Source organism: Tolumonas osonensis, assembly GCF_014202415.1.
Taxonomy (GTDB): domain Bacteria; phylum Pseudomonadota; class Gammaproteobacteria; order Enterobacterales; family Aeromonadaceae; genus Tolumonas; species Tolumonas osonensis.
This window is the reverse complement of the sequence record NZ_JACHGR010000006.1, coordinates 240088-251381: the sequence shown is the minus strand read 5'-3', so window position 1 is coordinate 251381 and position 11294 is coordinate 240088. Positions and strand designations below refer to the sequence as shown.

Annotated in this window: 12 protein-coding genes; 6 read left to right on the top strand and 6 right to left on the bottom strand. The window is 49.3% G+C overall.

Annotated elements, in window-relative coordinates:
• Nucleotides 1–38 precede the first annotated feature (38 nt).
• Together HNR75_RS10230 and HNR75_RS10225 are read right to left on the bottom strand one after the other, a co-directional pair.
• A complete protein-coding gene (locus HNR75_RS10230) occupies nucleotides 39–1310 on the bottom strand; it encodes an ABC transporter substrate-binding protein (RefSeq protein ID WP_188026871.1) in 1272 nt (423 codons plus the stop codon).
• Nucleotides 1311–1779: 469 nt separating this feature from the next.
• Nucleotides 1780–2784: a substrate-binding domain-containing protein gene (locus HNR75_RS10225; protein ID WP_166479919.1), complete on the bottom strand. Its 1005-nt coding sequence runs from the start codon at nucleotides 2782–2784 to the stop codon at nucleotides 1780–1782.
• Between the two features lie 359 nt (nucleotides 2785–3143).
• On the opposite strand from HNR75_RS10225, the gene HNR75_RS10220 reads away from it, so the two are divergent.
• From HNR75_RS10220 to HNR75_RS10205, 4 genes are all read left to right on the top strand, one after another.
• Complete coding sequence (locus HNR75_RS10220; RefSeq protein WP_188026870.1) at nucleotides 3144–3356, top strand: RNA-binding S4 domain-containing protein; 213 nt, start codon at nucleotides 3144–3146, stop codon at nucleotides 3354–3356.
• Between the two features lie 71 nt (nucleotides 3357–3427).
• On the top strand, nucleotides 3428–4264 hold the full coding sequence (locus HNR75_RS10215; RefSeq protein WP_188026869.1) for an AraC family transcriptional regulator: 837 nt from the start codon (nucleotides 3428–3430) through the stop codon (nucleotides 4262–4264).
• 66 nt (nucleotides 4265–4330) lie between these two features.
• A complete protein-coding gene (locus HNR75_RS10210) occupies nucleotides 4331–5287 on the top strand; it encodes a DMT family transporter (protein ID WP_188026868.1) in 957 nt (318 codons plus the stop codon).
• A gap of 123 nt (nucleotides 5288–5410) precedes the next feature.
• Nucleotides 5411–6037 carry a LysE family translocator gene (locus tag HNR75_RS10205; RefSeq protein WP_188026867.1) on the top strand — a complete coding sequence of 209 codons (627 nt, stop codon included), beginning with the start codon at nucleotides 5411–5413 and terminating at the stop codon, nucleotides 6035–6037.
• A 33-nt stretch (nucleotides 6038–6070) separates the two neighbouring features.
• Here the strand turns inward: HNR75_RS10205 and HNR75_RS10200 are convergent, their stop codons facing one another.
• Together HNR75_RS10200 and HNR75_RS10195 are read right to left on the bottom strand one after the other, a co-directional pair.
• Nucleotides 6071–6490 (bottom strand): GFA family protein, encoded by a 420-nt coding sequence (locus tag HNR75_RS10200; RefSeq protein ID WP_188026866.1) that lies wholly within the window; start codon nucleotides 6488–6490, stop codon nucleotides 6071–6073.
• Between the two features lie 37 nt (nucleotides 6491–6527).
• The gene (locus HNR75_RS10195; protein WP_166479941.1) at nucleotides 6528–7952 is read right to left on the bottom strand and encodes an aminotransferase-like domain-containing protein; all 1425 of its coding nucleotides are present in this window, start codon (nucleotides 7950–7952) and stop codon (nucleotides 6528–6530) included.
• Nucleotides 7953–8133: 181 nt separating this feature from the next.
• On the opposite strand from HNR75_RS10195, the gene HNR75_RS10190 reads away from it, so the two are divergent.
• Nucleotides 8134–9009, top strand: a complete 876-nt coding sequence (locus tag HNR75_RS10190; RefSeq protein ID WP_188026865.1) for a PhzF family phenazine biosynthesis protein — start codon at nucleotides 8134–8136, stop codon at nucleotides 9007–9009.
• Between the two features lie 103 nt (nucleotides 9010–9112).
• On the opposite strand, the gene panB is transcribed toward HNR75_RS10190, so the two are convergent.
• Both panB and HNR75_RS10180 read right to left on the bottom strand, forming a co-directional pair.
• Entirely contained in the window at nucleotides 9113–9958 is an 846-nt protein-coding gene (gene panB, locus HNR75_RS10185) for a 3-methyl-2-oxobutanoate hydroxymethyltransferase (protein WP_188026864.1), read from the bottom strand.
• A gap of 24 nt (nucleotides 9959–9982) precedes the next feature.
• Nucleotides 9983–10600: a LysE family translocator gene (locus tag HNR75_RS10180; protein WP_188026863.1), complete on the bottom strand. Its 618-nt coding sequence runs from the start codon at nucleotides 10598–10600 to the stop codon at nucleotides 9983–9985.
• A 137-nt stretch (nucleotides 10601–10737) separates the two neighbouring features.
• Here HNR75_RS10180 and HNR75_RS10175 point away from each other — a divergent pair, with 137 nt between their 5' ends.
• Nucleotides 10738–11190: an Lrp/AsnC family transcriptional regulator gene (locus tag HNR75_RS10175; RefSeq protein WP_188026862.1), complete on the top strand. Its 453-nt coding sequence runs from the start codon at nucleotides 10738–10740 to the stop codon at nucleotides 11188–11190.
• The last annotated feature ends 104 nt before the right edge of the window (nucleotides 11191–11294 follow it).

Below are 11294 nucleotides of genomic sequence, written 5' to 3'. Positions count from 1 at the left end.
GAGCCGGCGAACCCGGTTTACCGGCTCTCTGTATTTTGCTATTGAATTTGTAAAGCTAACTGACTGTCGACCTGTTCCAGAACCTGTTCCAGTGGCATACCCTGATAGTAAGCCGGTAACTGCGAAGCTAACGCGGCATCCGCTTCATAGGTGTAATAGCCGTAATTCACTTTAGGTATTTTGCCCAGCCAGTTTGCAAAATCGCTGTAGATCGCCTGACCACCAAAGAAGGCATCTGGCTGCTGATAGGCCGCACCGGTACGTGCTGGCAGATAAGAACCTACCGCACCACGTTCTGTCAGGATTTGCTGATAAAACGCACTGTCTTTACCATAGACACTGTTGAGGAAATCAATCGCCTGTTCGGTGTTGTCAGACGTGGCGATCACATACCAGCTGGAACCGCCCAGGTTAGACTGGTTAGTACCGTCTTTAATGTTCAGACGCGGCGTCGGCGCAACCGCCCACTTACCCGCCTGATCAGCGGCCGATTTCACGGATGCCGTGATCCAGACACCGGTTGTGATGGTCGCTACATCACCGTGGTTAACGGCACCAACCCATTCAGACCAGCCCATGGTTGGCCGCACAATGCCCGCATCTGCCATGTCTTTATAGATACGTAACGCCTCTTTCAGCGCTTCGTTGTTCTTGATGTTCAGCGCGCCTTTTTCATCAAAATACCAGCTGCCGGCAGACTGCAGCATGACGCGCATCAGACTCAAATCGTTCGGGTCATTACCTAACATCGCTTTGCCAGTTTTGGCTTTCACGACTTTCCCGATTTCAATGAAACGATCCCAGGTAATGTTTTGCATGTCTTCGGATTTGAAGCCTGCCTGTGCCAGCAAATCCTTACGGTAATACATACCAGTAACGCCGGAATCAAACGGCATACCGTAGGTTTTACCATTCATGGTCATCAGGTCTACTTTGTAAGGTGCAAACTGGCTGTAATCCACTTTGCCGGTCATGTCAGCAAACGCGCCAGGATAAGAACTCAGGAATTTCGGTGCGTTGTAATCTTCCACCAGCACAATATCCGGCAGGGATTTCGTCATCCCGGAAGCCAGCATGGTGTGCATCTTCTGCTCGAGATCGGTTTTCGCAAAATCGGTCACTTTGATAGTCACGTCAGGATGCGTTTTCTGATAAGCCGCCTTGGCCTGTTCCATAATGGCAATATTGAAATTCGGATCCCATGCCCAGATCGTTAGTTCATTCTTTTTAGCCAGCGCCGACATACTACAGGTTGCCACAACGACACCCAGTGTCAGGTTACGAACGAGATTGTTTTTTTCAAAACTCATAGTGATGTTCTCCATGAACGCTTCTGAAGTGAAGCAAACTCAGCAGATACTCAAAGTCACTCAGCGACACCGCGCCAGCAAATATTTTCACAGGGATGATCGCCGAACCCGTTTACAAACTTCCATGTAAACGATTACGCAATCCTATATAAACAGGACGCCGAATAGATATGTGTCTTGCCTTTAAATGTGATAATCATCAAATTCAAACGCAAAAGATGTCAGCAAACGTGACATACATCAAAATCGGCAAGAAAGTAAAAACAGGAAGGTGCAAACAGCGCAAAAAACCAATAACTTTATGAAATTTAAGGATTTTAAAACAAAAACACTGAGGGCAAATATAAGATTACGCTAACAAAGGCGGAGAGTGATTATGAGTTCATGCTAACCATGCCATAGAGCCGCCGAAAAGCGCGCTCACATGGCATCGTTTCCATACAACCCTGTCACAAGGGTAAGATAAAAACTAGGATGATACGGCGGGTGCAACCGAATAACGACGCACCAGAGTCGGAGTAAACAGATTGGTGACATCCGGTGCTGGCTCACCATGCGCTAATGCGATTGCCAGTCTGGCTGCCTGTCTAGCCATCTCCACGACCGGATAGCGGATTGTGGTTAAGCGGGGTTGCAGATAATTGATCAGAACGTCGTCAAAACCGATGACCGATATCTGATTCGGTACTTTAATATCGTTATCTATCAACGTGGATAATGCGCCTACAGCTATCGGATCGTTATAACAGACAATGCCTGTCATCTTTCTTCCCTGATTCAATAACTCAATGACCGCCCGTTCCCCGCCCAGCTCATCCGGCGAACTTTGAATGATCAGTCGCTCATCAACCGGAATACCATTCTGGATTAACGCATCCGTGTAGCCTTGCTGCCGCTCAATCGCATCAGCAATCTGCTGCATGGAACCAATGTAAGCAATTGACCTATGTCCTTGTTGTATCAGGTGATTCGTTGCCAGCGCAGCACCAAACCGGTTGTCCAGATTTACGCAGCGGGACTCATAGCCCGGCACAGTACGGCTGATAATCACCATGCCTGGCACATGGTCCATAAAATGCGCCAGCTCTTCATCGGACAGCTTCATCGCATGCACCACAATGCCGGCACATTGGTGACGTAACAGTTGTTCGATGGCTTTACGTTCCCGTTTGGCATCATGATAACCATTACCGACCAGCAAAAAATTACCGGTATCGTAAGCAACCTGATCGACCGCTTTGACCATAATGCCGAAAAACGGTGATGACACATCCGCTACCACAATACCCAGCGTTTCATTGCCCTGATGTGAAAGTGCCCGTGCATTGGCATTCGGATGATATTTCAGTTCATCCATGGCTTTTTTCACCGCTTCCCGCGATTCGGGACTGGTTTGCGATGAGTTATTCAACACACGGGAAACAGTTGCCACCGATACGCCCGCCAGACGGGCTACATCCTTGATGGTCGCCATAAAAAATGTGTCTCCACTTATAATTCAACGTTTACTGTTTAATTCAATGCAGAAAGAGGTCTTCCGCTAATAGTGAGGCCATTGTCCTGTTTCATGACGACAAAGTCATAATTTTTACTGACTTTTCTAACACAAAACACAAATTCCGGATCAAAGCGCATCACGCCTCGCAGGCTGTTATCCCTTAAATTTACACGTATTCTGTGGATTAACCACGCATAATATGTAATCGATTACATAAGAGGGACAGGCAAAGCCTGTGAAACTCACCGGCAGAAGCTCCGGAATGTGGCGCTAATGTGGTATAAACTGCGTTCGCACTGACAGTGATTATTTTCTGCAAACAGGAAAACGCATTAATGAAAGAAATCGTGATTACCCGTGAGCCGGTTGAATTGTTCAAAATCCTGAAATTTGAAAACCTTGCCGCTAGTGGTGGCGAAGCAAAAGCCATGATCGAAGATGGTCTGGTTTTGGTGAACGGACTGGTGGAAACCCAAAAACGCAAGAAAATCGTCTCTGGCGATATTATTGAAGTCATGAGCACCGAATACAAAATCGTGGCAGCCTGATTTCATGTGACGCCCGGTAGTCGCTGACTCGACGCCTATCACCACGTCCTTATTTTGTGCAGGGATTCGTCATGCAGGGTGTACCAGAGACATTTGAATCGAAAAAAGATCAGGCACAGTTTCGTATTCTTGCTGACCACCCGGCCATTGAGCTTTACCGCGCACATATAGAACAGCACACTTTCGAGCCTCATACCCATGAAGCGTTTGGGATAGGTACCGTGATCCACGGGGCCGAACGTTTCCGCTACCGGGGCTCGGAATATGTCGCGTCAACCGGGAGTGTTGTTTTGATGAACCCGGATGAACTGCACACCGGCCATGCCGAAACGGAAAATGGCTGGCGCTATCAGATGATCTATATCGACCCGGCAACGCTGGAAAGCATGACGGGGATGCGCAGCTTGTGGTTTAAGGACGTTCTCCGGCATGATCCGGCCTGCGCCCGTACGCTTTCCTCGCTTCTGAGCCAAATCTGGCAATCCTCTGATTCATTGGCCTCGGAGTGCCTGTTAGCGTCGCTCGGTTCACTCATCCGCCAATACACTTGTGCCGGCCACACCGCGCAACCCGGGCCCAGACACCGGCTGGATTGCGTGAAAGACTATCTGCGTGAACATCTTGCGCAGCGCATTACGCTGCCGGAACTGGCTTCCCTGGTGAATTTGAGCCCGTACCATTTTTTACGGCAGTTTCAGATGCAATATCATGTCACCCCACAACAAATGCTGATGGCTTACCGTCTGTTCAAGGCCAAACAATTGCTGTCTCTCGGTGTGTCGTCTGCTACCGTTGCGGCAGAAACCGGCCTGACCGATCAATCCCATCTGATCCGGGCTTTTACGCGCCGGTATGGCACCACGCCTGCCAGATATCAGAAATCGGTTTGTCGCCAGACCGCAATCTGATACAAGAATTTTGGCCATGATTCCCCTATGCTACCCGGCATTTATGAATAGAAGCAGGTTGGATTAATGTTTACTGGCGTGTTGTTTGCTCTGGCGGCAGGAGCAATGTGGGGTCTGATTTTTATTGGTCCGGTACTCATTCCCGAATACCCTGCGGCTTTGCAGTCTGTTGGCCGTTATCTGGCGTTTGGCCTGATCTGTTTACCTCTGGCGTGGCAGGACAGAAGGCGGTTGTCTGCGCTGAATCGCGCTGACTGGCTTGAGGCACTGAAACTTGCCGCGATCGGAAATCTGCTTTATTACTTCTTTTTATCCAGCGCGATACAACAGATCGGCGTGCCGATCTCATCCATGATCATCGGGGTGTTACCCGTTGTGGTGACGATCTGTTCAAATATCAGCTATAGCCACCGGGATGGCAAATTTGCCTGGCGCGATCTGCTGCCTTCGCTGGCACTGGTCCTGGCAGGATTAGTCTGTGTCAATCTGGCCGAGCTTCAGGGAAAGACCCACGGCTATGACGTGCCGACGTATCTTTCCGGTATCGCGTTTGCGTTCATGGCGGTTGCGTGCTGGACATGGTATCCCATGCGCAATGCCAACTGGTTGCGCGTCAACACCACTAAAAGCCCTGTCACGTGGGCTACGGCACAAGGCATCGCCACCCTCCCCCTGGCAATCCTGGGTTATGGCTTAGTCTGGTATCAGTTACAACTGGTCCAGCCCTCGTTCGATATGCCCCTGGGGCCAAGACCCTGGGTATTCATCGCGCTGATGTCCACGATCGGATTATTGTGCTCATGGTTAGGAACATTGTGCTGGAACCAGGCCAGCCAGCGATTACCAACGGCGCTGGCCGGGCAATTGATCGTATTTGAAACACTGGCCGGGCTAACCTACGCCTTCTTGTTACGACAGGAATTCCCGTCACTCCTGACGATGATCGGCGTGATGATACTGATGCTGGGGGTGCTGAAATCATTCCGGATAAAACGGATCATGCCCCTGCAAAGTACGAGCTGACGACGAAAACTCTTATACCACTGACCACAGCGATGCGTTATTCTCTGCTTGTCCCCATGGCTAATTTCTGCAGTCAATGGGGAGTCCTGCTTTATATATCCCTGCGTGTTCATGAGGTAAATCATGCAAAGCTCAATGTCGTTATTAGCCATTACCGGCGCGTTAATGGCCGGTGCAATGAGTCCTGGTCCGAGCTTTTTATTCGTTGCGCGTAACTCGATTGCGTTGTCACGAAATCATGGCCTTGCGACCGCGCTCGGTATGGGATTGGGTTCGCTGATTTTTACTGTGCTGGCGCTGATGGGCTTGCAGGCCATCTTTATTGCAGTGCCTTTTGCGTTCTGGGCATTGAAAGTGCTGGGCGGGTTATATCTGATTTATCTGGCGGTGAAAACATTACGTTCCGCCCGTCTGCCGATGAGTCATGAACTCAATGCTGAAATCACCAGCATGTCTTTGCGTAAAACCGTCTCGTTTGGTTTGCTGACGCAGTTAAGTAACCCGAAAACAGCCATTGTGTTTGCGAGTGTTTATTCGGCCTTATTGCCGCAAACCATTCCGGCGGCCTTTTATTTTATTATCCCGGCCCTCGCCTTCTGCATTGATGCCGGCTGGTATGTGATTGTCGCTTTTGTTCTGTCGTCGGAAGCGCCAAGAAAAACCTATCTGAAATTCAAAACCTTCTTCGACACCACCGCGGGCTCCGTGATGGCGTTACTGGGTTTGAAACTGATCTTCAGCAACAAATAGCTCCCGCAAGGGCTGCCTTCGCAGCCCTTCCGTTCACTCATGTTCTGTTATTTTCAACGAGCTCCACAACATCAACCATCTCGCTACTTTTTCTTCTGCCGTCAGCTGTTTTGGCGAGGCGGATATCGCTGGTTGCAATGCTGCTTTATCGACCAGGCAGGTCGCATTGACCGCCCCGACACTGACCTTATCGGTGATATAGGCAACACCCAGTATCGTTGCGCATGTGGGGCAACTCAGAAACGTCGCCTGATTCGAGCCCTGTTTTAGACGCTGCAAGGGCAGCACACTCCTGATTTCGATCCTTCCGGCCGAATCGGACAAATATTCCACCTTCCGGCTTGTACAGAAATCACAGTCACAGGCTCGCGGTGTATAACAACTCAAATCCTGTGGCAGCGTAATAGAATATTCCGCATTGCCACAGGCACATTTCCCATAATAAGACTTCATGGTTATTCCTGATGAAAAGTTACGGTGAGTATTACATTCACAATGATTGGATCTGCTGAGTTGCAAGCGAGCCAAGTCTTGCAATCCCCTGCACGACCGCTGGCGTGAGATCAAAACAAACAGCCATACGCAGACAGTTTTGATATCGTTTGCCCCCGGAACAGAGAACGCCGGGCATGCAGATGATTTTTTCTTCCAACGCCTGATGAAACAACACCAGCGTATCGACCGACGCCGGCAGTTCCAGCCATAAAACAAACCCCGCCTGCGGTCGACTAACCAATGTTCCCTTGGGAAAATACCTCATAATCAAGGCTCTCATTCGATCAATTTGAGCCGCATAAAACTGACAAATCTTTCGGAGATGATGATCATATCCGCCATTCTCCAAGAACTTACCGAGTGATTCCGTCAATAAGACGGACTCCCCCACACTGGACGTAAATTTGAGTTGCATGGCGATATCCCGGAATCTTCCCGCTTCCAGCCAGCCGACCCGGTAGTCTGGCGCGATTGTTTTCGTATAGCTGGCACAAGCAAGCACCCAGCCATCGAAATCAAACGCCTTTATATTTGGAACCATTCCAGATGTATATTGAAGCTCGGCATACATCGCATCTTCGATGACCGGGACTGAGTGATATGCCGCCATTGCAGCCAGCCGCTTCCGATTTTCTACCGGCATCGTAAAACCTAGCGGATTATGTCCCGTCGGTATCGTGATCACGGCTGAAACCTTTTTCTGTTCAAGATACTGCTGCAGTGTGTCCAGACACAGGCCTGTATGAGTCGACGTTTCAATTTCCAGAATTTCACGCCCGAGATCCCGGATTGCCGGATACAAATTGTAAAAGGTGGGTGTTTCCACCGCGATGATGTCGCCAGGTTTGGTGACAGCCCGGATTGCCAGACTGAGCGCTTCCGTCGTACCGTGTGTCAGCAGAATATCTTCTGCTTTTAACGCCATTCCCAACCGGTATCCCCGCCGGGCAATTTGTTGGCGTAATCGCTCAGAACCGGGAGGTAAAACATAAGTTGTCATCAGTTGTGATTCTGAACGCAGAACTGCAGCCGTCAGTTTTCTGAGTTTATCGGCAGGATAATATTTTTCCCCGGAAGGACAGGCCAAAGCCAAATCAATACAATCGCCCTGTTGTTGATGTGACAAGATGATTGAAAGCAATCGGCTGACGCCACTGAGAGAGATTTTTTCACCTGCCACTGATGAAAACCCCGAATCACTCAGTACAGGCGCCTGTTCACAAACGAAATAGCCGGATTGAGGCCGGGCAATAATCAGCCCCCGATCTTCAAGTAACCGGTATGCACTTTTAACGGTATTGATACCAACATGAAAACGGGAAGCGCTCGCCCGTATGGAAGGAAATCGTGTCCCGGGTAACCATAAGCCACGGGCAATTTCATCTGCCATTGTGTCAGCAAGCTCAGCGTATCTGTACATCATTATTTAAATTTTATGAATTTTTCAGACACAGATAGCTTAGTGCATCAAGTGATATAAGTTAATCAGAAAACATCCACCGATGAACTGTGTCCTGTCAAAATCAGAAAACTGATTCTGTTACAACGTTTCCGCTATTTGTAATATCAGACGATTCAGCCTGTCGGAAAAGGAGACATTCATGGCCGTACCATTCAAACAAGTTGATGTTTTTACAACAACCCCATTTAAAGGTAATCCTGTTGCGGTGGTAATGGATGCACGCGGATTATCCACAGAACAAATGCAAGCCATCGCCAGATGGACCAATCTGTCAGAAACAACCTTTGTTCTGCCTGCCACCAATCCGGCGGCTGACTATCAGGTTCGTATTTTTACCCCAGGCAGCGAACTGCCTTTTGCCGGTCATCCAACAATCGGGACGGCATATGCGCTGATTGAAGCTGGAGTGATCGCCCCCAAGAATGGTTGTTTGACTCAGGAATGTGGAGCCGGACTGGTCGCCTTAACGGTTGAACCAACTGCTGATGGCAATCTCTCGATCTCCTTTGAGCTGCCGGAACCGGCTATTACGCCGCTGATCGAAGCACAAACGCAGGCTCTGGAATCCATCCTCGGTTGCGCTATAGATAAAGATTTCACACCGGCATTGGTCGATGTGGGAGCCCGCTGGATTGTGGCTCAGGTAAAAGACGCCCAGTCTGTACTTTCAACCATGCCAGATTATGAAGCCTTACGGGAACATGATAGAAACCTGGGGATCACCGGTGTTTGTATCTATGGCCGGTACACTCCGGATTCTGATGCGCACATTGAAGTGCGTTCATTTGCGCCGGCTTGTGGTGTCAACGAAGATCCTGTCTGTGGCAGTGGTAACGGCAGCGTTGCCGCGTTTATGCACCATCACTCAATTTGCGTCACAGAAGAGCCGCTTATCCGTTCTTCACAGGGGAAAATACTGGGTAGAAAGGGGGAATTAACGCTGAAGTTAGCCGGCGGAAAAATCTATGTGGGCGGTTGTGCCGTGACCTGTATCTCCGGCACACTCAATTATTAGTTGTCTAATGGCATCATCAACGGATGCAGCGCCATCTGGACAAGAAATTGGGGATATGCCGACTGCGTATATCCCCCCGTTATCGTAACCTGACGCTGTGTGACTAGAACGTATGTTCTGGCCCCGGAAAGATGCTAGTTTCTACTTCAGACGCATATTCCTTTGCCGCATTTAAAAGCAAAGTCCGCATATCGGCGTATTGTTTTACAAATCTAGGTAACTTGCCGCTGCGCAGTCCGGCCATGTCCTGCCAGACTAAAACCTGCGCATCGCATTGATTACCGGCACCAATACCCACGGTTGGAATGGAAACCGAACGGGTGATTTCAGCCGCAATCTCACCCGGAACCATTTCAATCAGAAGTGCAAATGCACCTGCTGCTTCAAACGCTTTTGCCGCCTCAATCAACGTCCGGGCATTATCGCCACGTCCCTGAACTCTGTAGCCGCCCAGCTGATGCTCAGCCTGTGGGGTAAAACCGATATGCGCCATTACAGGAATGCCTGACCGGGCCAGCATCTCTGCCTGAGGAACCATCCCGATGCCACCTTCAAGCTTCACCGCATGCGCACCACCTTCTTTCATAAAACGAACCGCAGTGTGAAAACATTGCTCCGGTGATGCCTGGTAAGAACCAAATGGTAAATCGGCAATAATCAATGGTCTACGTGTTGATGTTGATACAGCCCGAACCAGAGGAAGAAGCTCATCCACGGTAATAGGGAGCGATGAGTCATTACCAAGTACGTTATTTGAAGCAGAATCTCCGATTAAAAGTACGGGGATCCCCGCTTCCTCGAAAATAGCGGCCGTGTACATGTCATAAGCGGTCAGCATCGCCCATTTCTTTCCCGCCTCTTTCATCTGTTGGAGATGAGGGATTCTCACTCTGCTAACCGTTGACATAGATACCGGATTATTTCCATAAGGTGATAATTGTTCAGCCATTGCCGTTCCTTTGATAAACCACTTTCAGAAGATGAACTTTTCAGCCACCAGACCGGAGGCAATGAAGATCATCGCGACGCCCGAGATCTGGGACACAAGTTTACTGGCGCCGGGACGGGTTCGCAGAATTGCCTGTGAAAAGTATCCGACCAATAAATAAACACACGCGCAACTGATGATGTGGACCAAGCCCAGCGCCATGATCTGAACCGAGACGGGCCATACCCCTTTCGGATCGGTAAATTGGGGTAAAAGCGCCAGAAACAGCAGAAACACTTTGGGATTAAGTCCGCTCACACAGGCCCCTTTGAGAAACCAGTTTTTACCCGTTCTGCTTTCCTGTATTTCCTGAGCAGCTGGCGTCGCCGGATGCCGCAACATATCAATACCAACCCAAAAGAGATAAGCGGCACCGAGCAGGGTTAATCCGGTCAGAATGATTGGATTACTGGCCACAATCACACCCACGCCACCAGCCACAATCACAGTGGCCAGGAAATGGCCCAGCAATAAACCGGTGACCGCCGGAATAACGACGCGTCCCTGGATACCCGCCGCAATCGTATATGCCCAATCAATGCCGGGCGTGATGATAAAAAGGATTGAAACCATCCAAAATGCAGCAAACAGACTTGATTCCATATAGCCTACCGTCAAAAAACACTGATGAAGGAAATTCTTCCAACTACAAACCGATACGTGGAATAATATCGTTCACACAGCAGAATGTGCTTTCAAATAATTGCTGAAACAATCATCAGAATGGAAGATTTTCCTCAATGGACAAGATTGACCGCAAGATCCTTGCTGAGCTTCAAATGGATGGGCGCCTGTCTATCACCGATTTAGCCGAGCGGGTCGGTTTAAGCCTTTCGCCCTGCCATCGCAGGGTAAAAGCACTGGAAGAATCCGGCACCATTACCGGCTACAAAGCACGACTTGATCCCCGGCATCTTGGCTTTAATTTCTCGGCGATCGTTTTTGTCACTTTACGGGAAGGCGATCACAAGGCCGTCGAAGCCTTCGAAAATTCAGTCGTACAAATACCGGAAGTCATTCAGGCTCAGCGCCTTTTTGGTGATCCGGACTACTTTCTGTATGTGGTCACCCACGACCTGATTGCCTTTCAGAAACTCTACGACGAGCAGTTATCTTCATTACCGAGCGTGCTGCGCTTAACGTCGACATTGGTGATGAAAGATGTCGTGCAGGATAGGATTTTTCCGCTGTGAGGGAGAAATGATCTATGGACGTCACAATTCATAATCAATAAAAAAGATTTCCAATCAAATCCAGATACCACAATTGGGGTATATATAAATCCTGTCTGCTGATG

Coding starts and splice junctions, on each gene's coding strand:
- HNR75_RS10230 (WP_188026871.1), bottom strand. CDS start 1,310: ATGAGTTTTGAAAAAAACAATCTCGTTCGTAACCTGACACTGGGTGTC.
- HNR75_RS10225 (WP_166479919.1), bottom strand. CDS start 2,784: ATGGCGACCATCAAGGATGTAGCCCGTCTGGCGGGCGTATCGGTGGCA.
- HNR75_RS10220 (WP_188026870.1), top strand. CDS start 3,144: ATGAAAGAAATCGTGATTACCCGTGAGCCGGTTGAATTGTTCAAAATC.
- HNR75_RS10215 (WP_188026869.1), top strand. CDS start 3,428: ATGCAGGGTGTACCAGAGACATTTGAATCGAAAAAAGATCAGGCACAG.
- HNR75_RS10210 (WP_188026868.1), top strand. CDS start 4,331: ATGTTTACTGGCGTGTTGTTTGCTCTGGCGGCAGGAGCAATGTGGGGT.
- HNR75_RS10205 (WP_188026867.1), top strand. CDS start 5,411: ATGCAAAGCTCAATGTCGTTATTAGCCATTACCGGCGCGTTAATGGCC.
- HNR75_RS10200 (WP_188026866.1), bottom strand. CDS start 6,490: ATGAAGTCTTATTATGGGAAATGTGCCTGTGGCAATGCGGAATATTCT.
- HNR75_RS10195 (WP_166479941.1), bottom strand. CDS start 7,952: ATGTACAGATACGCTGAGCTTGCTGACACAATGGCAGATGAAATTGCC.
- HNR75_RS10190 (WP_188026865.1), top strand. CDS start 8,134: ATGGCCGTACCATTCAAACAAGTTGATGTTTTTACAACAACCCCATTT.
- panB (WP_188026864.1), bottom strand. CDS start 9,958: ATGGCTGAACAATTATCACCTTATGGAAATAATCCGGTATCTATGTCA.
- HNR75_RS10180 (WP_188026863.1), bottom strand. CDS start 10,600: ATGGAATCAAGTCTGTTTGCTGCATTTTGGATGGTTTCAATCCTTTTT.
- HNR75_RS10175 (WP_188026862.1), top strand. CDS start 10,738: ATGGACAAGATTGACCGCAAGATCCTTGCTGAGCTTCAAATGGATGGG.